Annotated in this window: 15 protein-coding genes and 1 tRNA gene; 10 read left to right on the top strand and 6 right to left on the bottom strand. The window is 33.6% G+C overall.

Annotation, left to right across the window (positions count from 1 at the left end):
- Positions 1 to 7: 7 nt before the first annotated feature.
- Positions 8 to 751, bottom strand: a complete 744-nt coding sequence (locus ASD98_RS08040; RefSeq protein ID WP_082577806.1) for a DUF2625 domain-containing protein — start codon at positions 749 to 751, stop codon at positions 8 to 10.
- 27 nt (positions 752 to 778) lie between these two features.
- Positions 779 to 2,926 carry a cation:proton antiporter gene (locus ASD98_RS08035; protein WP_056202491.1) on the bottom strand — a complete coding sequence of 716 codons (2,148 nt, stop codon included), beginning with the start codon at positions 2,924 to 2,926 and terminating at the stop codon, positions 779 to 781.
- Positions 2,927 to 3,245: 319 nt separating this feature from the next.
- On the opposite strand from ASD98_RS08035, the gene ASD98_RS08030 reads away from it, so the two are divergent.
- From ASD98_RS08030 to ASD98_RS07995, 8 genes are all read left to right on the top strand, one after another.
- Positions 3,246 to 4,673: an L-serine ammonia-lyase gene (locus ASD98_RS08030; RefSeq protein ID WP_056202488.1), complete on the top strand. Its 1,428-nt coding sequence runs from the start codon at positions 3,246 to 3,248 to the stop codon at positions 4,671 to 4,673.
- Positions 4,674 to 5,070: 397 nt separating this feature from the next.
- Positions 5,071 to 5,889 carry a 3-methyl-2-oxobutanoate hydroxymethyltransferase gene (gene panB / locus ASD98_RS08025; protein WP_056202485.1) on the top strand — a complete coding sequence of 273 codons (819 nt, stop codon included), beginning with the start codon at positions 5,071 to 5,073 and terminating at the stop codon, positions 5,887 to 5,889.
- A 104-nt stretch (positions 5,890 to 5,993) separates the two neighbouring features.
- Positions 5,994 to 6,344, top strand: a complete 351-nt coding sequence (locus tag ASD98_RS08020) for a four helix bundle protein (RefSeq protein ID WP_056202482.1) — start codon at positions 5,994 to 5,996, stop codon at positions 6,342 to 6,344.
- 62 nt (positions 6,345 to 6,406) lie between these two features.
- On the top strand, positions 6,407 to 7,096 hold the full coding sequence (locus ASD98_RS08015; protein WP_056202479.1) for an RluA family pseudouridine synthase: 690 nt from the start codon (positions 6,407 to 6,409) through the stop codon (positions 7,094 to 7,096).
- A 76-nt stretch (positions 7,097 to 7,172) separates the two neighbouring features.
- Positions 7,173 to 8,501, top strand: coding sequence for an aldehyde dehydrogenase (locus ASD98_RS08010; protein WP_056202476.1), 1,329 nt, complete (start codon positions 7,173 to 7,175; stop codon positions 8,499 to 8,501).
- Between the two features lie 119 nt (positions 8,502 to 8,620).
- Positions 8,621 to 9,415: a hypothetical protein gene (locus tag ASD98_RS08005; protein WP_056202473.1), complete on the top strand. Its 795-nt coding sequence runs from the start codon at positions 8,621 to 8,623 to the stop codon at positions 9,413 to 9,415.
- A gap of 91 nt (positions 9,416 to 9,506) precedes the next feature.
- Complete coding sequence (locus ASD98_RS08000; protein WP_056202470.1) at positions 9,507 to 13,556, top strand: PAS domain S-box protein; 4,050 nt, start codon at positions 9,507 to 9,509, stop codon at positions 13,554 to 13,556.
- A 92-nt stretch (positions 13,557 to 13,648) separates the two neighbouring features.
- On the top strand, positions 13,649 to 14,494 hold the full coding sequence (locus tag ASD98_RS07995; protein WP_056202467.1) for a neutral zinc metallopeptidase: 846 nt from the start codon (positions 13,649 to 13,651) through the stop codon (positions 14,492 to 14,494).
- Positions 14,495 to 14,692: 198 nt separating this feature from the next.
- On the opposite strand, the gene ASD98_RS07990 is transcribed toward ASD98_RS07995, so the two are convergent.
- From ASD98_RS07990 to ASD98_RS07975, 4 genes are all read right to left on the bottom strand, one after another.
- Positions 14,693 to 14,766 (bottom strand) — tRNA-His (locus ASD98_RS07990).
- A 66-nt stretch (positions 14,767 to 14,832) separates the two neighbouring features.
- Positions 14,833 to 15,549 (bottom strand): bacillithiol biosynthesis deacetylase BshB1, encoded by a 717-nt coding sequence (gene bshB1, locus ASD98_RS07985; RefSeq protein ID WP_056203278.1) that lies wholly within the window; start codon positions 15,547 to 15,549, stop codon positions 14,833 to 14,835.
- A 93-nt stretch (positions 15,550 to 15,642) separates the two neighbouring features.
- Positions 15,643 to 16,707, bottom strand: coding sequence for a chorismate-binding protein (locus ASD98_RS07980; RefSeq protein WP_056202464.1), 1,065 nt, complete (start codon positions 16,705 to 16,707; stop codon positions 15,643 to 15,645).
- Positions 16,708 to 16,712: 5 nt separating this feature from the next.
- On the bottom strand, positions 16,713 to 17,144 hold the full coding sequence (locus ASD98_RS07975; protein WP_056202460.1) for a PaaI family thioesterase: 432 nt from the start codon (positions 17,142 to 17,144) through the stop codon (positions 16,713 to 16,715).
- Positions 17,145 to 17,401: 257 nt separating this feature from the next.
- Between ASD98_RS07975 and ASD98_RS07970 the strand changes: the two genes are divergently transcribed.
- Both ASD98_RS07970 and ASD98_RS07965 read left to right on the top strand, forming a co-directional pair.
- Positions 17,402 to 18,910, top strand: a complete 1,509-nt coding sequence (locus ASD98_RS07970) for a hypothetical protein (protein WP_056202457.1) — start codon at positions 17,402 to 17,404, stop codon at positions 18,908 to 18,910.
- Between the two features lie 310 nt (positions 18,911 to 19,220).
- On the top strand, positions 19,221 to 21,065 hold the full coding sequence (locus ASD98_RS07965; RefSeq protein ID WP_056202454.1) for an endonuclease: 1,845 nt from the start codon (positions 19,221 to 19,223) through the stop codon (positions 21,063 to 21,065).
- The last annotated feature ends 284 nt before the right edge of the window (positions 21,066 to 21,349 follow it).

The following is a 21,349-nucleotide window of genomic DNA, read 5'->3' as shown; positions in this document are numbered from 1 at the left end:
TTTGAAATTATTTATCAAACCCAAGCTGTTTTCGTAAATCTAAATTCAAGCTGTATTGCTCCTGAACCGGAATTATTTTTCGTGTATTTTTATTAATATCACTTCCTTCGGCTGTCCATAAAAATGGATAAAAATTGAATACTTCATCGCCTTTTAATTTAGAAACTTCTGTTCTCCAGTCCTTCCATCTGTTACCTTCATAAAACTTATCCAAATCATTACTAAAACAAAATCCTAAAAACTCAGAATACGTAATATCAAGTTGTTCGAACTCCAGATTATCAGGAGAAAAATAATAAATTTTCCCTATATCAGTTCCTAATGCACCTCCATTTAAAAGATAAAAACCGCCAATTGCATCGTCGGCAATTAACAAAAAAGCAGGTGTTTCTCCAAATTCATTAAATGATTTTCCTTTGTTCCAATCTGGCAGTGAACGATTAAATCTTGAATTTCCAGAACCTAAAATTCTAATCCAGCCATCATCAACTAAAATCCCTCCGGTATTAAAAACAACTGCTCCCATTGCCGAACGGGTTGTAACCTGAGTTTTATACAAAGCATCTTTTGCTTTCACTGCATCGACTGGTAAAATTTCAACTTTATTTACTGCTGTTTTAATCCAATCTTCAACAATAGTCCAGCCTGGATCTGTTTTATCTATAAGTTCTTCTACTTTTTTCATTTTATTTTGTGCAGTCGCTGCAAAAGTTAAAAATGTCAGTACAATTAACGGAAACTTTAGTGTCATTTATTGATTGCAAAATAATTATTTAATCTAACCCTTCTTCAAAATACTTCCCAAACCGCGCCCAATCTGTTCAATTGCTTCCAAACTTTTGGTTAACGGCGATGCAGTAAAATCTTCGTAGGCATCCATAGAACTAATTTTACGATCGTCTTGCGGATAAACCAGAATGATATTATTATTGTTGAAGAATTTTTCGAATTTTTGAGGCAGTCTGTCAAAAATAGAATGATACGAAACCGAACCTTTTCGCGATAAATTGAAAACAATTAAATCGGTTTCACGAATTTCATCTGAAATCGATTCAAAATCATCCCATTCCATTACGCTTTTGAATCCTAATTTAGCGTTCAGCCGAAGGTTATTGGCAATCTGCTGAATCGTTTGATGCGTTTTATATTCGGCATAAACTACAATTGGAATACTTAATTCTTGTGATAATCTGCAGATTTTCTGCAATAAAAGCTGAAATCCGATTCCTCTTTCTGAAAATGGCGGACAAATAAATACCAGTCTTTTATCTTCAATAAATGTTTTCTGAAATCGGCTGATAAACAAACTTTTGTCAACATTATTTATGATTGAATCTACATTTTCTCCAAAAATCTTATCCAGGAAACCTGTTTTCTTTGGCCAGCCCACAATCACGATATCCGACATTATTTCTTTAGAAGTTCTGGCAATTCCACTCGCCGGATTATGATCGATCCTTGCAATTGTATTTATTTTTACTTCGGATGCAGAGCCCTGAATTACAAATTTATCAGCAGCTTTTCGGTATTTTAAGATGTTCTTTTCCGCCTGATCGTTATTTGGTACAATCGTTAAAAGCGTAACCGGATTCGATGATTTTTTATCTTTTATTAAAAGTGCAAAATCCAGCAAACTAGCTGCTGCAGAAGTCTTTGCCAGCGGAATTAAAATATGTTCGTCTAAAATCTGATCTTTACCCGTATCTTCATGTGAAATTTCTTCTTCACAGATGGCTATTTTTTTAGCCGCTTTTTCGGTTGCAAAAGAAGCCACAATACAAGTAATCAGAATTAAAATAATAGTTCCGTTTAAGATATTTTCATCCAGAATTTTGGCTTTATAACCTACTAAAATTACTGCCAGAGTTGCTGCTGCGTGCGCACTGCTCAAACCAAAAATAAGCTGCCTCTCGGTTTTACTGTATTTAAAAACAACTTGCGTAAAAAAGGCCGCAATCCATTTTCCAAAAATAGCGACAACACTCAATGTTCCCGCAACAATTAAAGCCGTTGGTCCGCTTAAGATTACGCTGATGTCAACCAGCATTCCAACAGAGATTAAGAAAAACGGAATAAATAACGAATTGCCTATAAATTCAATTCTATTCATCAAAGCCGACGACTGCGGAATTAAAGGATTTAAGGCCAAACCAGCAACGAAAGCACCGATAATTGGCTCTACTCCTGCTACTTCGGCCAAAAAGGCTGCAAAGAAAACAACAGAAAGAACAAAAATATAATGGGCATGTTTTTCACTTTCTAATTTTTTGAAAAACCATTTGGCAATTCGGGGAATCAATAAAAACATAATGGCAGAAAAAATCGCCAGTGAAACGCCTAATTTGATCCAAAAAGCTTGGTTCAGACTTCCCTGACTGCTTCCCATAATTACGGCCAGAATAATCAAAACAGCAGTATCTGTTAAAATAGTTCCTCCAACGGTAATGGCAACAGCCTGATTTTTTGCAATTCCGAGTTTACTCACAATTGGATACGCTACCAAAGTATGGGTCGCGAACATACTGGCTGTTAAAAAACTAGCATTAAAATCGTATTGCAGTAAATAAAAACAAACCGGAAACCCAATCGAAAGCGGCAGAATAAACGTAAAAAATCCAAACAATAAACTTTTGTTTCGGTTCGCTTTAAACTCATTCATATCCAATTCCAGACCCGCAATAAACATAATGTACAAAAGTCCAATTGTTGAAAATAAATCAACTGCAGAGTTTTTAGCCAAAATATTAAGTCCGTGCGGCCCAATGATAACTCCCGAAATAATTAATCCGATAATTCCCGGAATATTTATTTTTTTAAGTAAAATTGGCGACAGCAGAATAATGAAAAGTATTAAAGAGAAAATCAATACTGGGTTGCTGAGAGGTAATTCAAATTCGTGTAAAAAATGCTTGAAAAATTCTATCATAATATAATTTTATCTTTTTATGGTATTCTAAATTTTCGTAAAAAGACATTGGTAGAATTAAAACGAAATCATCTAAAGTTTCGGTTAATTTTCAATTTTAGGTAATTAAAAGAAACAGCAGATTTTGATAGTTGCATCTTTACAAAAATACCTAAAAAAGATGAACTTTTTACGAAAACCACATATTAAGGAATTAAATTTATTTCGTTGCCGAATTAATAAAATTTAATATTTTTTTTAACAAATACGCAAGATTAACATTCAAAATTAATTCTTCATTGCATTATTCAATTATCTTTGTCTTAACAAAAATTGAACAATGGAAGAATGTATCTCTGTTTTTGATATGCTTAAAATTGGCGTTGGTCCTTCGAGCTCACATACTTTAGGTCCGTGGAGAGCCGCCGAACGTTTTTTAGAAGAGTTAAAAAACGAATCAATTTTAGATCAGGTTAAACGTGTAAAAGTCGATTTATACGGCTCACTTTCCTTAACCGGAAAAGGCCATGCGACTGACTTATCTGTTATGCTGGGTCTAAGCGGTCAGGATCCTGAATATATTCCGGTTGAGAATATTGCCGGAATCATTAAAACTATTGAAGATACAAACGAGATCAATCTCGCAAGTGAACATAAAATTCCATTTTATTTTCTTCAAGATATTGTTTTCAATAAAGATTTTCTTCCTTTCCATGCAAATGGATTAAAATTTACGGCGTATAAAAATGATGATTCTGAATACGAATCTACTTTTTATTCTATCGGCGGCGGTTTCGTCGTAAAAGAAGAGCGTGAAAATGCCAAAATCAAAGAAGTTATAAAATGTGCTTTCCCGTTTCCAATTCAAAATGCGGTTGAGCTTTTAAATTATACCGTTTCTGAAAACAAATCGATTTCGGAGATTGTTTACGAAAACGAAAAATCAATGCGTTCTGAAGAGGAAATTCATTCAGAGTTAATGCGTATTTGGAATACAATGCTTGAATGTATGTACATTGGCTGTCATACCGGAGGAATTCTTCCGGGCGGATTACACGTTCGCAGAAGAGCTTTTGATATGCACCAAAATTTAATTGGACTTTCAAATTATACTGATCCGCAGTCGTGGCTGGAAGAAATCAGAAAAACGGAAGTAAAATTTCGTCAGATTCTAAAATGGGTAAGCTGTTTTGCATTGGCTGTAAATGAGGTAAATGCTTCTTTAGGTCGAGTAGTTACAGCTCCAACAAACGGAAGTGCCGGCGTTATTCCGGCAGTTTTAATGTATTATCTGGTAATTGAAAACCATAATGCGGGCGAAAAAGAAATCAAACAATTTTTGATGGTTGCCGGAGAAATTGGAAGTATCTTTAAAAAAGGATCTACTATTTCTGCCGCAATGGGTGGTTGTCAGGCAGAGATTGGCGTTTCGTCATCGATGGCGGCGGCGGCACTTTGCGAATTAATGGGCGGTACTCCTGCTCAGGTTTTAATGGCGGCAGAAATTGCCATGGAACATCATTTAGGTTTAACCTGCGACCCAATTGGCGGTTTAGTTCAGATTCCGTGTATCGAGAGAAATACAATGGGTGCCATAAAAGCCATAAATGCTGCCGAATTAGCTCTTGAAACCGATTCTAAAAATGCTAAAGTACCGTTAGATAAAGTAATCAATACCATGTGGCAAACGGCAAAAGACATGAATTCTAAGTACAAAGAAACCTCAGAAGGCGGACTTGCCATAGCGGTAAACATGGCTGATTGCTAAAAATATTTGCTTGCCACAGATTAAAAGGATTAAAATGATTTTTTCACGCAGATTCTGCAGATTTAAGCAGATTTTATTTAAAATTAAATCTGCTTTTTTTAATCTGCGTAAAATAAAAGGTTTGTGAAAATCCTTTTAATCCTTTTAATCTGTGGCAAAAAAAATCAAATCGACTTAATTCAGTGTCCGAAAAAGCTTTCATTGAAAAAATTGAAAAATATGGAACTTATATCGAAGCTTCCATAAAATCGCCTCATAAATATTCTATCTTTATGGAAGACAGTCAATTCAGAATAGAGTTCAAAGATGGAAAGCTTTTTTCTGTCGAAATATTCTTTTATTGCTGATTCCCCTTTTACAATTATTCAATACTTTTACATTATCAAAAAAAAATAAAATGTCAGTAGCAAAAAAAGATTATAAAAGAATCACAACAAAGTCATTAATTGAAATGAAAAGCAACGGAGAAAAAATCTCTATGCTTACGGCGTATGATTATACAATGGCTAAAATTGTTGATACCGCAGGAGTCGATGTGATTTTGGTGGGAGATTCGGCATCAAATGTTATGGCGGGTCACGAAACGACTCTGCCAATCACTTTAGATCAAATGATTTATCACGCTTCGTCTGTAGTTCGTGCTGTAGAAAGAGGTTTGGTTGTGGTTGATTTACCTTTTGGAAGTTACCAGTCTGATCCTAAAGAAGCTTTGCGTTCTGCTATCAGAATTATGAAAGAAAGCGGCGGACATGCTGTAAAACTTGAAGGTGGAAAAGAAATTAAAGAATCTATCAAAAAAATATTAAACGCAGGAATTCCGGTTATGGGACATTTAGGTTTAACACCTCAGTCTATCTATAAATTCGGAACGTACAGCGTTCGTGCAAAAGAAGAAGAAGAAGCTGAAAAATTAATTGAAGATGCTAAAATGCTTGAAAAAATAGGCTGTTTTGGTGTTGTTCTTGAAAAAATACCTGCTGATTTAGCCGAAAAAGTAGCTAAAAGCATTTCGATTCCAGTTATCGGAATTGGTGCAGGAGGCGGTGTTGACGGACAGGTTTTGGTAATCCATGATATGTTAGGAATGAATAATGAATTCAGTCCGCGTTTCTTGCGCCGTTATTTAAACTTATATGAAGAAATGACAAAAGCGATTGGTCAATACGCTGCTGATGTTAAGTCTAGTGATTTTCCTAACGAGAAAGAACAATATTAAGTTAGACTTGCTTAGACTCCTTAGATTTTAGACTTCTTAGATTTTTTAATTTAATTTTTTACTATCTAAGAAGTCTAAGCTGTCTAAAAACTAACTAATATAGAATGCATCAATTTAAAGAGCTTTTAATTTGGAAAAAAAGCAGATTGTTTTGTTCCAAAATTTATAATATAACGGCCTCCTTTCCTAGTGAAGAAAAATTTGGGATAATCAATCAATTACGACGAGCTTCTGTATCAATACCCTCAAATATTGCCGAAGGCTCTTCAAGGAATTCTAATAAAGATTTTGCCCGCTTTTTAGAAATTGCGATTGGTTCAGCTTACGAAGTAGAAACACAACTTTTAATTTCTTCTGATTTAGGATTCATAAATGAAGAAAACACAATCGAAAAAATAAATCTACTCGAAGAAATAACAAAAATGACATCAAGATTTAGAACAACCTTACTGTAAAATTTATCTAAAAAAAATCCAGTCTAAGAAGTCTAAAATCTAAAAATCTAAGCCAGTCTAAAATGAAAATTCTTTCTGATAAAAATAATCTCCAAATCTTGCATGAAGACAACCACATCATTGTTGTCAATAAACGTGTTGGTGATATTGTACAAGGTGATAAAACGGGAGATAAACCTTTATCTGATGTTGTAAAAGAATACATAAAAGACAAATACAATAAACCTGGCGATGTTTTTCTAGGCGTAATTCATCGTTTAGATCGGCCAACAACCGGAATCGTGGTTTTTGCGAGAACAAGTAAAGCATTAACGCGAATGAATGAACTGTTCAGTAATCGTGAAACTAAAAAAACATATTGGGCAGTTGTCAAGAACAAACCAGTTGAAGCTAGTGCTAAATTGGTTCATTATTTAAAAAGAAACGAAAAAAACAATACTTCGAAAGCGCATTTAAAAGAAGTTCCGGACAGCAAACTAGCGAGTCTGGATTATAAAATAATTAAAGAACTTCAAAATTATACTGCTTTGGAAATCAATCTTCATACGGGACGTCATCATCAAATTCGCGCGCAGTTGTCTGCTATTGGGTCTCCTATAAAAGGCGATTTAAAATATGGTGCCGATAGAAGCAATCCTGACGGAGGAATTCATCTTCATGCCAGAAAACTAGTTTTTGTTCATCCTGTTTCAAAAGAAAACATCACAATCATTGCTCCAACTCCAGATGAAACGATTTGGAATGCCGTCTGATTTTTATGATTAAATTGTTAATTTTTTAATTTTTATCGATTAACTTGCATATCCTAAAAAACAAGCTGATCATAAAATGGACTATAAAAAAGACATTGGTTACAGAAAAGAAACGCTGAAAAAGTTATTATATAACATTCAAAAAAGCGAAGATTTAATTGTAAAAGCTTTGTACGATGATTTTAAAAAGCCTGAATTTGAAGCTGTTTTAACGGAGACGAATTATGTTATTTCGGAATTAAAAGATACTATTAAAAACCTTAATTCCTGGGCCAAACCAAAACGTGTCTTCCCTTCTATCCTTAATTTTCCTTCTTCAGATTATATTTATAAAGAACCTTACGGAAATGTTTTGGTAATTGCTCCGTGGAATTATCCGTTTCAATTGGCTTTGTGTCCGTTAATTTCTGCCGTCGCTGCCGGAAATAGAGTCGTTTTAAAACCTTCGGAACTTACTCCGCACACTTCTTCCATCATTGCTAAAATCATTGAAAAAACTTTTCATATCAGCCACGTTGAAGTTTTTGAAGGAGGTGTCGAAGTTTCAAACAAATTACTGGCACAGCGCTGGGACTATATTTTCTTTACGGGAAGTGTTGCTGTTGGAAAAATCGTTGCAAAGGCCGCAGCCGAAAACTTAACTCCTGTTACACTTGAATTAGGCGGAAAAAATCCCTGTGTTATTGATGAAACTGCCAATTTAAAACTGGCAGCAAAACGAATTGTGTGGGGAAAATTTATAAATGCAGGACAAACCTGCATCGCTCCGGATTATGTTTTGATTCAAAAAAACATGAAAGTCAATTTCATCACCTTTTTAATGGAAGAAATTGTAAAAGCATACGGTAAAAAAATAGACAAATCGCCAGATTTTGCACGAATAGTAAATACCAAAAACTGGGTACGTTTAGATCAAATGATTGAGCATGAAAAAGTAATTTTTGGAGGAGAAACAAATGCTGACAAACTGTATATTTCTCCTACTTTAATTGAAGAACCAAGCCTGGACAGTGCCGTTATGAAGGAAGAAATCTTTGGTCCAATTTTACCAATTTTAATTTATGAAACCGAAGCCGATATTCATAATGTGATTAGCAAGTACGAAAAACCTCTCGCATTTTATATTTTCAGTGAAAACAAATCGTTTGCCAAAAAATTAATCGCAAATTACTCTTTTGGAGGCGGTTGCATAAACGATACAGTAATTCATTTTTCTAATAAAAGGCTGCCTTTTGGAGGTGTTGGGCACAGCGGAATTGGAGCATATCACGGCAAATTGAGCTTTGATATTTTTTCTCATCATAAAGCAATGGTTAAAAAAGCAAACTGGCTTGATCTGCCAATGCGTTATGCGCCTTACAAAGATAAACTGGCTTCAATAAAACGAATTTTAGACTGGCTTTAAATTAGGGAAACAATTTCGTAATATTTATAGATTTTTATTCGGAATTGATTTAAAATATTATATTTACGTCAATAATAATTTATTACGGCAAAGAATATAAAACAACTCTACTTTTTAAAATGAAATCTACACTTGAACAAATTGAGGACATCAAAAAAGATGGCTATTCGATAGACTTTTCTACTGTTTTTACTTATGCCTTTGAAAATTACAAAAAGATAGCTTTGTATTCAGGGTTGATAATTCTTGTGTTTTCAATTATTGCTTTTATAGTAATCATGGGATTAGCCACTGTAGTTTATGGTATACAAGTACTCTCAGAAGATTTCATAAAAAACCTTGAAAATCAAAAACTCACATACATCGAACAAGTAGTTTCGACTGTTGCAATTGCAGTAGTAACTGCAATATTTGCACCGCTTGGAGCCGGGTTTCTCAAAATGGCAGACTGTGCAGATAAGGACGAGGAATTTAATGTTTCAACAATTTTTACCTATTATAAAGCACCGTACTTTTTTCAATTATTTTCTTTAGCATTTCTGTTAGCCACTGTAAGTACAGGTATTTCATATGCTTTAGAAAGTACCGGAATAATGTTCTTAGGCGGCGGAGTATCAATAATGATTTCATTTTTTACTTATTTTTCAATTCCGTTAATAGTTTTTGGAAAATTAAATGCAATAGATGCTATTAAATCAAGTATTACTGTTGTAAGTAAAAATCCATTAATAATTTTCGCTCTGTTTGTTATAGGATTTCTAGGCTCATTTGTGGGCTTTTTTGCATGTTGTGTCGGATTACTTTTTACAGTTATATTCAATACATCAGTAACATATGCTACTTATTTTTCAATTTTTACCGAAGAAGAACAAGCAGATTCTATTGATTCAATTGGAAAATCGGATTTTGAATAAAACCAAAGTTCTAGTAAATTTCAAGAGCTTAACCAACTCTGTTATTAGTACTTAAATTGCTATTTACTAAACCAAACATATCCCAAAATCTATGGTAGAAAACTATAGTTTTTTCAATCTATTGGTTTCAGGTATTACCTGTTCTGGCAATACTCTGAAATCAATTATGACAAACTGGTATGTTTTCAATTCAGACATTATTTTCTATAATAATCCCAAATTTATAGTTCTCGGTTTTTCTTTACTGGGCTTTTTGGGACTTTTGGTCTATCAATTTTTTCGCATCAAAGCAAAAATTGGAAATTTCATTGAAAAAAAGAAAGAAGCAGAAACTGCAGGAAGGGAATATCAGCTTTATATTTTATTTTTTGGAATTGCAGTTATTGTAATCGAAATCATAAATGAAATTTTTAAAATCAGGCCAAAAAGTTTACTGGTCGTAAACGTTTCAATTGGTTTTTGTGTTCTTGTTATTTATGTAATAACCGACAAAATAAAATGGCTGAGAGATAAAATTCAGCAAATTTTTGTTTTTAGTTTCTTTATTTACATTAGTTATGTTTGTTACAACATCGTTTTCCTGTCTGAAGATGTTGTCCCGATAATCGTTTTTTTAATCTCGTTTTTCTTTTCATACAACATTTTAAAACCAATTAAAATTTACTGGTTTTTTGTTTCTCTTGTTTTTACATTTCTCATCTTAACAGTTGCATTTCAATTAATTCCCCTAAAATCTTCTATTTTATTAATTAATTTCTGCATCCTGATTTTTATTATTAATCAGGTTAAATATGCCGTTTTACAAAATAATCGGGACAATTTCCGCTTTGCAAACGAAATTGTACACAAAGGAAATTCATTGACAATTGCAACAGATCAAAAAGGCGAAATCTTATTTTGCAGTGAAACTGTAACCTCTATTTTAGGCTATCAGCCCGAAGAAGTTATGGGGCTAAATTTCTGGAAACTTACAAAAGGAGACGAATACGACAAAAGTATTTCTATAATACATCATGAAGAAAATAAAATTTATACCCGAAAACTAAAAACGAAAAACGGAGAATATAAATACATACAGTGGAAAGATAAAAAATTCTCTGAGGATTTAATTATAAGTATTGGTCAGGATGTTACCGAGCAGGTTATTGTTCAGGATCAATACAAAAACTTAATTCAAACGGCAACAGATATTATTTTTGAAGTTGATGCCGACGGTTATTTTACTTTTATAAATGAATTTGCATATTCGCTTTTAGGCTATTCTGAAGATGAAATAATTCAAAAACATTATTCAAACTTCATTCATGAAAAGTATTCTATGAGTGCGGTTGATTTTTATGAAAATTTTGGAAGCAACGGAAATAAATTCCCAATAATTGAACTTCCTATTTTAAAGAAAAACGGACAGGAATTATGGATTTCGCAAAAGATCATCATTCGCAAAAATGATTTAGATCAAACCATTGGTTTTGCAGGAATTGCAAGAGATATTACTGATATCAAAAATGCCGAAAACGAGAAAAAAAGACGTCTTGAGAAAATCGAAGCTTACAACAATTCAACTAAAAAATTATCAACGACCGACTTTAGCACTTATAATAATTTAAATACTGTTATCGATTATATTATAAAAGAAGCCTCGACTGTAAGTAAATCTAACAGAGTGAGTTTTTGGAAATATTATAGAGACCTGATTACTTGTAAAAACCTATACAGTATTGACAATCAAAACCTGACAGATAAAAATATTCTCGATAAAGAATCGTACCCAATTTATTTTGAAACCTTAAAAAACAAAGCAATTATAAATGCTCCTGACGTTTTTAATAAATTAGAAACTTCAGAATTTCAAAAACTTTATTTTACCAAAAACAAAATTAAATCAATGCTGGATGTTCCGATTTTTTTAAGCGGACAACTGGCTGGTGTTGTTTGTTTTGAAAGTACAGAGGAACAAAGAGATTGGGATAATGAAGATATCAATTATGCCAGAACTATTTCTGATGTTGTTTCGCTGGCCATCTCGATGCAGATGCGTTTGGAAACTGAACGCCGATTAGAATTTAAAAGTCAGCTCTTATCGGCGCTTTCGCTTTGTACAGAGAAATTTTTGCTGAGTAAATCTACAGAACAAATGTTTCAGGAAACGTATGATTTAATTGGAAAAGCTTCAAAAGCAGATCATATGTTTTATTACGAAAGAGACTTTACAACCAATACTGTTGTTCAAAAATACAAATGGTCACGAAAAGGAATTCCGCATCAAATCACGCCTTTACGCCATATGACAGAAGAAAATTTAATAGAAATTTTTGAAGCGGCAAAAAACAAACGAATTGTAAATACCTATACCAGAAAGCTTGAAGATAAGTTTTTTAAACAATTGCTTATCAATAATGAAATAAAATCAATTTTAATTCTTCCGTTATACATCAACGACATTTTTAGCGGATTTATTGGTTTTGATGATTGTACCAAAGAACGAAAATGGTCTGAAGAGGAAATTTATATCTTTCAGGTTTTAGCCAATAATATTTCATCTGCATTAGAAAGAAACCGAAACGAAAGTAAGATTATTGAAAGCGAAGAAAAATTCAAATTAATCGCTAACAATATTCCCGGAACAGTTTATTTATCAAAATTTGATGCCTTTTCGACTAAAATTTTCCTAAACGACGAAATTCAAAACTTAACCGGATATTCTAAAGCTGAGTTTATCGAAAATAACCTTTCGTTCTTATCTCTTATTCATCATGAAGACCGCGATGAAGTTATTAATAATCAAATTGATAATCTTCAAAACGGAATGCCTTTACATAATGTTTACCGAATTAAGAGAAAAACGGGCGAATATATTTGGGTTGAAGAATTTGGAGACGTTATTAAAAAAGGCGACGAAATAGAATTTGTGGGAGGAATTTACTTTGACATCACCAATAAAAAAGAAACCGAAGACGCTATTAAAGCCAAACAATTGGCAGAAGCGGCCAATAAATCAAAATCTGATTTTCTGGCCAATATGTCGCATGAAATCAGAACACCTTTAAATGGAATCATTGGTTTCACTCATTTATTGATGAAAACTGAATTAGAGGAAATTCAGGAAAAATACATGACCACCATTAATCAATCAGCACACTCGCTGCTGGAGATCATCAATGATATTCTTGATTTTTCTAAAATTGAAGCCGGAAAATTGGAGCTTTTTATTGATTTGTATGATATTAAAAAAGTGCTTGGGCAGGTTTTCGATTTGATTGTTTTTGAATCCAATCAAAAAAATCTGCAGCTGGAACTCAATGTAGATCAAGATGTTCCTAAATATATTTGGACAGATATTGTTCGAATAAAACAAATCCTGATTAATCTGCTTTCGAATGCGGTAAAATTCACTAATGAAGGCTCTATAAAATTGAATGTTTCTGTTTTATCAAAAACAAAAAATAACTTTTCGACCATACGTTTTTCTGTGCTTGATACCGGAATTGGAATTATGGAAAAAAATCAGAAGAAAATTTTTAAAGCCTTTTCGCAGGCAGATAGTTCTACAACAAGAAAATTTGGCGGAACCGGTTTAGGATTAACAATATCCAATCAGCTTTTAGCCTTAATGGAAAGCCGATTACAGCTTGAAAGTAATATTGGTGAAGGAAGTAACTTTTTCTTCGATTTAAATTTAAAAACCAGCAATCAAAGCATAAATGAAAAGTATAATTCCGAATTAAAAAACTTACAAGCCGTACCTGAAAATCCTAATGAAGCAAACAACAAAAACATACGTTTTTTAATTGTTGAGGACAATAAAGTAAACATGCTGCTCTTAAAAACGATTGTAAAAAACCTGTATCATAACGCTTTTATTTTTGAATGTGAAAATGGTTATGAAGCTGTAAAACAATTTGAAAGTATTAATCCAACGCTTGTTTTTATGGATATTCAAATGCCAATTATGAACGGCTACGAAACAACAAAAGCCATTAGAAATACTTCTACGGGAAAAGATATTCCGATAATTGCCGTAACTGCCGGTGCCGAAAAAGAAGAGCGCAACAAATGTATTTCCGCTGGAATGGACGATTATATTTCAAAACCAATTATGAAAGGTACTGTCGAAGAAACTTTGATAAAATGGTTAAAATAATTAAAACTAAATCATCTTAAATAATACGTTATTCCCAAAAATTATATAAATTCGTACAAGAAAAAACATAAAAAGCTTAAATACAATTTACTATGAAATGGCAAGGCAGAAGACAAAGTGATAATGTAGAAGACCGCAGATCAATCTCTGGCGGAAAAATCGCTGTTGGAGGCGGAGTTATTGGTATCATTATTTTGTTGTTGAATGTTTTTGGCGGAGAAAATGCAAAACTTATTACACCTGTTTTAGAACAAATGCAAGGCGGGCAGACACAAACTGAAGCAGCAGCTCCACTAAGTAAAGAAGATGAAGAAATGGGTGATTTTGTCAGAGTTATTTTAGCTGATAACGAAGACATTTGGGGAAAAATATTTTCAGAACACGGAATGACTTATAAAAATCCAAAATTGGTACTTTTTAGAGGTTCTGTTCAAACTTCTTGTGGAGGCGCTTCATCAGCTTCTGGACCTTTTTATTGTCCTGCAGATCAAAAGGTTTACATGGATTTAGGTTTTTTTGAAGAACTTAAAACAAAATTTGGTGCCAAAGGCGGTGATTTTGCCATTGCGTATGTTATTGCGCATGAAGTTGGACATCATATCCAGACATTATTAGGAACTTCTGCAAAAATGCATCAGGAACAAGAAGGCAAAAGTCAGGCTGAAGCTAATAAACTTTCAGTAGCTCTGGAATTACAAGCCGATTTTTATGCGGGAGTATGGGCACATTACAATCAGGAAAATTTAGATACCGGCGATATCGAAGAAGCGCTAAGTGCTGCAAATGCCGTGGGAGACGATGCTATTCAAAGCAAAATGCAAGGACAAATTGTTCCCGACTCATTTACACACGGAACATCAGAACAAAGAATGTACTGGTTTAAAAAAGGTTTTAAAACCGGCGATATGAAACAAGGAACTACTTTTGACGAAATTTAAAAACACAATAAGCCAAATATAATAACCACCAAAAAAAGCACAACTTAACAGTTGTGCTTTTTTAATTTCCAATATTCTAAAATTTCAAATCCAGGATTGAAATCAAATGTTATATCAAATTTGGAATTTCTAAATTGTAATTTGTTTTCGAGAGAAAACAAAAAAAGCCTTGAATTTCTTCAAGGCTTTAAATTTCTGGGTGGCTGACCGGGTTCGAACCGGCGACCCGCGGCACCACAAACCGCTACTCTAACCAACTGAGCTACAACCACCATTTTTGCTTAGCGAGTGCAAATATATAACAAAGGTTTACTTCTACAAAGAAAAAAACGAAAAATTTACATCAAATTTTCTAAGCTGTTGACTGCCAAACATCTTTCAACAGTAAAACCTTCAGCAAAATCTTTCCCAACCAGTCTTCCTAAGTCCTGCGCACGATAATTCAAGCTTTCAAAGAAGTTTTTACTTGTAATTGGCGTTGCTGGTTCCTTCGAATTCGGATCGTAAAATTGTGTTTTATAAGCAGAAATCGCTTCAACCTTTTTCTTTTCAAAACCTGTAATATCCACTACAAAATCCGGAGTAATGTTTTTCCATTGAATATAATGATACACCACTTTTGGTCTCCAGGCGTCTTGTTTCTCTCCATCTATCGAAGTTTCAATTTTCATCAATCCCGATAAAAAGCAAGCATCAGAAACTAGTTTACTTCCTCTTCCATGATCAATATGACGATCGTCAATTGCATTGCATAACACAATTTCAGGTTTATATTTTCGAATCATTTTAATGACTTCTAACTGATGCTTTTCGTCATTCATAAAAAATCCGTCACGTAAACCTAAATTCTCGCGAACCAAAACACCTAAAATTTTGGCGGCCGCTTTTGCTTCTTCATCTCTGGTTTCAGCAGTTCCGCGCGTTCCTAGTTCTCCGCGCGTCAAATCTACAATACCCACTTTTTTCCCAAGGGAAACTTCTTTTAAAATTGTTCCGGCACAACCCAATTCTACATCATCCGGATGTGCGCCAAAGGCTAATATGTCTAATTTCATTTTTTGATTTTTTGTTTGTTTTGTTTCAGGTTTCAAGTTTCAGGTTGCTACAGAACGTGAAACTTGAAACATGAAACCTGAAACTTTTTTAAGCTATTTTCTCAAAACTCTCTTCATCGTCATTGATTTATTGACGCTTTCCTCCCATTCTTTTTCGGGAATACTTTCTCTTGTAATGCCGCATCCCATATATAAAATCGCCGTTTTATCCTGAATCTGCATACTGCGCAAATTTACAAATAAATCAGAACTAGTTTTACTACCCGCAAAACTGCTGTTTAATTCACCCAGGAAACCAGTATAAAAAGTTCTGTCGTAATTTTCATTTTCTATGATAAAAGTTTTTGCTTTTTTCTTTGGCAGGCCGCAGACCGCCGGAGTTGGATGGAGCGTATCAATAACTTCTTCCAACGTTGAATTATCATTTAAAACTCCCGAAATATCCGTTTTAATATGCCAGATCGATCCGGCTTTTAAACTATAAGGTTCTTTAACCACAACTGAATTAGCAACTTCTCGTAAACGTTTTACAATAAAATCAGTAACATATTGCTGTTCGTCTTTTTCTTTTTGTTCCCATCGAATTTCGGTTTCTAAATTTGCTTTTTGCGTTCCGGCCAAAGCGGTGGTTTCAAAAATATTTCCGTTTGCTTTTAGCAATTGTTCGGGCGTTGCCCCCATCCAAAGTCCAATTTTAGGATGAAAAAAACAGTAACAAAAAGTCGTAGGATATAATTGAATCAAATGCTGGAAAGTCTGAACAAAATCAAATTCAGATAAGGTTGTTTTTTCGCTTCTTGATAAAACTACTTTTTTGAATTCTTCATTTTTAATTGCCTCGATTCCTTTTGAAACTAAATCTTCATATTGAATTTTAGCTTCAGCATCAAAATTCAGATCATCAATTTCAGTTGCTTCAAATGCAGTAATTTCCTTGTCAGCGCTAATAATTTCCGATTCATTTTCGGGAATTAAAACGAGTTGTTTTTCATCAAAAGAAGCAAAAACAAATCCTTTTTCGCTGTAATCAGTAATTTTATATAAAGTGTTATTTTGCTGTAAAAGCCCAAAAACACTTGCAGTATTAGGTTTAGAATAAATTACAAAAGGTAAATTGTGATTGTAATGTTGTTTTGTTTTTGAGAAAAAATTATTCATGCTCTTTATTCTGTTTTCTTTTTCTCCAAAACAATATTCGTAAGCTTGCAAAGCGAAATCAAATTTCCGGCTTCATCCGTAATTTTAATTTCCCAAAGGTGAAGACTTCTTCCTTTATGAATAATTCTGGCTGTACCAAAAACAACTCCTTCGCGAATGCTTTTTAAATGGTTTGCAGAGATTTCGATACCACGAACTTCCTGTTCTTTTGGATTAATAAAAAAGTGAGAAGCTGCACTTCCAACACTTTCTGCCAAAGCTACAGAAGCGCCGCCATGAAGCAGTCCCATTGGTTGGTGAACGCTTGGATTTACAGGCATTTTTGCTGTTAAAAAATCTTCTCCGGCGTCGATATATTCGATTTTTAGCGTTTCCATCAAAGTGTTTTTAGAAAACTCATTGCAGTACGCTATAATTTGTTCTTTTGTATAATTCATTAAAATGGACTTTAAAATCGTAAAATTAAAGAAAAGATGAGATACAAATTCGAAAATCCCATTCTAAAATTAAAATTCAACTTCAAACATGTAAGTTTTTTGCTATTTTTACAAAAACATTAATATTGATCTGTCGTTAGAAATTATTTTTTTAGCTCACAGATTTTCACAGGTTATTACAGATTAAATATATTCGCAAAGAGTAAAAAATCTTTTTAATCCTTTTAATCTGTGGCAAAAAAACTAAACATATCCAAATGCGTCAATACTTTGTACTCTTCATTTTCGGAATAACTCTAGCTTTTAGTTCATGCAGAACTGATTTTGATACCGTTGCCAGTACCGGAGATTTAAAGTTTTCAAAAGACACCGTTTATTTGGATACTGTTTTTAAAAACATAGGTTCAAGTACGTATCAGCTTAAAGTTTACAATCGAAGTAAAAATGATATTTCAATTCCTGTTGTACAGCTTAAAAAAGGACTGAATTCAAAATACCGAATGACGGTTGACGGAATGAGCGGCAACAATGGAAAGATCTTTAAAGATGTTACGCTTTTAGCAAAAGACAGTTTATATATTTTTATAGAAACAACTGCGGATATTACGGATGCTGATCCGACAGATTTTTTATATACCGATGAAATACAGTTTGACAGCGGTGCAAATCTTCAGGAAGTAGCTTTGGTAACGTTAATTCAGGACGCTGTATTTTTATATCCAAAACAAAATGCTGATGGAACGAAAGAAAAAATCCAGATTGAAGGCAAAGATGTCGATGGGTTTTATCTGGACGAAAATGATACCGAAAACGGAAATGAATTGATTTTTACCAAACAAAAACCTTATGTTATTTATGGTTATGCCGGAGTTCCTGAAAATAAAACCGTAACTTTTGAAGCCGGAGCCAGAGTCTATTTTCATGCTAATTCTGGTTTGTATGTTGGCGATAAAGCCACGCTTCAAATTAACGGAACTGTATCAACAACTGAAAAACTCGAAAACGAAGTTATTTTTGAAGGCGATCGTTTGGAATCTCTTTATTCTGATATTCCGGGACAATGGAAGTCTGTTCTTTTTGCAAACGGAAGTACGAACCATTCTATCAATCATTTAACTTTAAAAAATGCTGTTGTTGGTTTAGATTTTAAAAATCCGCTAAATACAATTGAAATCAAAAATACACAAATCTACAATTGTGTTGAATACGGAATTTTAGCCCAAAACGCTCAGATCAACGGTGAAAACATCGTAATCAATTATGCCGGAATTGCAGGTTTGTCTTGTGTCTATGGCGGAAATTACAGCTTTACACATTGTACCTTTAATAACAACTGGCAAAGCAGTTCGCATTTTGCTGTTAACTTAAGCAATAGTTTAGCCGGAGCAGCTCCGGAAACGAATCCGCTGACGCAGGCGACTTTTAACAATTGTATTATTTATGGTTCCAGCACGAATGAATTCAATTTGCAAAAAAATGCAAGTGCTGCTTTTGTTTATCAATTAAACAACTGTCTGTTGAAATTTGGAAGCACAACAAATCCTGATTATCAATTTAAAACTGATACGGAACATTATAATAATATTATTTTAAACGAAAATCCGAAGTTTTATAATGTTTCTAAAAATCAGTTGAATATTGATAAAACTTCTGCCGCTTTCGCGAAAGGGAATCCGGCGTATATAATTCCATTAGATATTTTAGGAACAACTAGAACTTCTCCGCCAGATTTGGGTGTTTATCAAAGTAAAGATTTCCCGAAGTAATTTTCTAAACCATATAAGTGATATAAGAGATTTAAGTTCTGTGTGAATTTTGCTCGCAAAGTCGCGAAGTCGCAAAGATTTTTTGTTTTACTTGAAAATTAAACTTCGCGACTTTGCGAGATTAAAAAAGCTTAGTGACTTCGCGTCTTCGTGGCAACAAAAACAACAGTAAGAAAATATACCTAAAAATTAAACATCACTTAACGTATCGTATTCATAAAAGTAATAGATTTGCTACAATACTTATTTAAGATTCTAAAATTCAAAACTTTAGAAAAGTATTACAACCAAACTTAAAACCCCTATTTTTATGAAAAAAAATTACTTTTTGCTGTTATTATTTCTTACTACAATTGGCTTTGCCCAAATTCCTTCTGGTTATTACAACACTGCAACCGGAACGGGTTATACTTTAAAAACTCAATTGTACAACATTATTAAAGGTCATACAGATAATGGATATGCTGGTTTATATACCACGTACCAAACATCTGACGTTGACAATTTTTACGAAAATGATGGAACTGTTTTAGACATGTATTCTGAAAATCCATCAGGAACAGATCCATATAATTACAGCACAGGAAGTACGCAGCGCTGTGGAAATTATTCTGTTGAAGGCGATTGCTATAACAGAGAGCATATTATTCCACAATCGGTTTTTAATGAGCAGTCGCCAATGGTTGCCGATGCACATTTCATAACTCCAACGGATGGAAAAGTAAACGGAATACGTTCCAACTATCCACACGGAACGGTAAGTGCTGCAACTTATACTTCTCAAAATGGCGGAAAATTGGGATCAAGTTCTGTATCTGGATATTCGGGAACCGTTTTTGAGCCCATAAATGCTTTTAAAGGAGATATTGCCAGAATGTATTTTTATTTTGCAACTCGTTATGAAAATACCGTTGCGGGATATTCGTACGCCATGTTTGACGGTTCAAGTAATAAAGTTTTTACAACGGCTTTCTTAAACATTCTTTTAGCTTGGCATACACAAGATCCTGTAAGTGCGAGAGAAATTGCAAGGAATAATGCAATTTACGCGCGTCAAAATAATAGAAATCCATATATCGATCATCCGGAATATGTGAATCAAATTTGGGGCGGAACTCCTTCTGGAGATACTCAGGCGCCAACTACTCCAACAAGTTTGGCTTCGACTTCAAAAACTTCGACTTCAATTACACTTGCCTGGACAGCTTCTACAGACAATGTAGCCGTTACAGGTTATGATGTTTATGCGAACAGCGTTTTTAAAACAACTGTATCAGGAGTTACAGCTACAATTACAGGCTTAACCGCTTCAACAGCTTATTCTATTTATGTAAAAGCAAAAGATGCTGCCGGAAATGCTTCTTCGTCAAGCAATACCATTTCAGTTACAACCAACAGCAGCGGAACAGGAACTGCTACAGACCTACTTTTCTCTGAATATATTGAGGGTTCTGGAAATAATAAAGCTTTGGAAATTGCAAACAACACAGGAAGTTCTGTTAGTTTATCTGCATATACTATAAAAAAACAAACCAACGGAGCCGGTTCATGGAGTACAGGCTTAGCTTTGACAGGAACTTTAACAACAGGAAGCAAATTTGTAATTGTAAACAGTTCAATTTCTTCAAGCTGTTTTTCTCCAAGTTCAGCCAACATTTCAACAACGGCAACAGAACTAACTTTTAACGGAAATGATGCCGTAGGTTTATTTAAAAATGGAGTTTTAATCGACATAATCGGAACTTTTAATGGCGGAACAGCCAATTTTGCTATCGATGTTACTTTAAGAAGAAAATCAACGGTAACTTCTCCAAGTACAACTTTCAATCTAAGTTCACAATGGGATTCATTTACACAAGATACCTGCAACAATTTAGCAAGCAAAATAGCGAAACCAATTGAGGAAGAAGTTGTAGAACTTTCAGATGAAATTGTTGTTTTTCCAAATCCTTCTGATGGAATTTTTAATATTGTTTTAGACAATTCAGATTCTCCTTATTCGATAGAAATCCTTTCGTTTTCTGGACAAAAAGTTTTCGAAAAACAAAATGCAACAGATTCTGTATTATCACTAAGTCATCTTTCAAGCGGTATTTATATTGCTAAAATTACAAGAGATTCAAAAACTATAATTAAAAAGATAGTAATCAACTAAATATTTTTTTTCACACAGATTTGGCGGATAAAACAGATTAAGAAACCTAATAAATATTGACACAGATTTATTAATAACTCTACCCAAAAAAATCTGCTCAATCTGCTGAATCTGCGTGAAACAAAAAAACTTTGCGTCATAGCGACTTTGCGAGATTAAATACAAAATCCTTAAATTTCAATCCCTTTTCAGAACAACTTCATTTTTTTTAAAAGAGTTTGTTATCAAATTTGTGCTTACTATTTATTTACACTAAATTTGCAGCTCAATACAACAAACTACAC

Source organism: Flavobacterium sp. Root186 (assembly GCF_001428525.1).
GTDB lineage: Bacteria > Bacteroidota > Bacteroidia > Flavobacteriales > Flavobacteriaceae > Flavobacterium.
This window is presented reverse-complemented; position numbering and strand designations above follow the sequence as displayed.

What these genes read in the sequence shown, in the direction of transcription:
- bshB1 (WP_056203278.1), bottom strand. Translation starts at nt 15,549, where the DNA reads ATGAAATTAGACATATTAGCCTTTGGCGCACATCCGGATGATGTAGAA.
- ASD98_RS07995 (WP_056202467.1), top strand. Translation starts at nt 13,649, where the DNA reads ATGAAATGGCAAGGCAGAAGACAAAGTGATAATGTAGAAGACCGCAGA.
- ASD98_RS08040 (WP_082577806.1), bottom strand. Translation starts at nt 751, where the DNA reads ATGACACTAAAGTTTCCGTTAATTGTACTGACATTTTTAACTTTTGCA.
- ASD98_RS08030 (WP_056202488.1), top strand. Translation starts at nt 3,246, where the DNA reads ATGGAAGAATGTATCTCTGTTTTTGATATGCTTAAAATTGGCGTTGGT.
- ASD98_RS08035 (WP_056202491.1), bottom strand. Translation starts at nt 2,926, where the DNA reads ATGATAGAATTTTTCAAGCATTTTTTACACGAATTTGAATTACCTCTC.
- ASD98_RS08000 (WP_056202470.1), top strand. Translation starts at nt 9,507, where the DNA reads ATGGTAGAAAACTATAGTTTTTTCAATCTATTGGTTTCAGGTATTACC.
- ASD98_RS07980 (WP_056202464.1), bottom strand. Translation starts at nt 16,707, where the DNA reads ATGAATAATTTTTTCTCAAAAACAAAACAACATTACAATCACAATTTA.
- ASD98_RS07965 (WP_056202454.1), top strand. Translation starts at nt 19,221, where the DNA reads ATGAAAAAAAATTACTTTTTGCTGTTATTATTTCTTACTACAATTGGC.
- ASD98_RS08010 (WP_056202476.1), top strand. Translation starts at nt 7,173, where the DNA reads ATGGACTATAAAAAAGACATTGGTTACAGAAAAGAAACGCTGAAAAAG.
- ASD98_RS08005 (WP_056202473.1), top strand. Translation starts at nt 8,621, where the DNA reads ATGAAATCTACACTTGAACAAATTGAGGACATCAAAAAAGATGGCTAT.
- ASD98_RS08015 (WP_056202479.1), top strand. Translation starts at nt 6,407, where the DNA reads ATGAAAATTCTTTCTGATAAAAATAATCTCCAAATCTTGCATGAAGAC.
- ASD98_RS07970 (WP_056202457.1), top strand. Translation starts at nt 17,402, where the DNA reads ATGCGTCAATACTTTGTACTCTTCATTTTCGGAATAACTCTAGCTTTT.
- ASD98_RS08020 (WP_056202482.1), top strand. Translation starts at nt 5,994, where the DNA reads ATGCATCAATTTAAAGAGCTTTTAATTTGGAAAAAAAGCAGATTGTTT.
- ASD98_RS07975 (WP_056202460.1), bottom strand. Translation starts at nt 17,144, where the DNA reads ATGAATTATACAAAAGAACAAATTATAGCGTACTGCAATGAGTTTTCT.
- panB (WP_056202485.1), top strand. Translation starts at nt 5,071, where the DNA reads ATGTCAGTAGCAAAAAAAGATTATAAAAGAATCACAACAAAGTCATTA.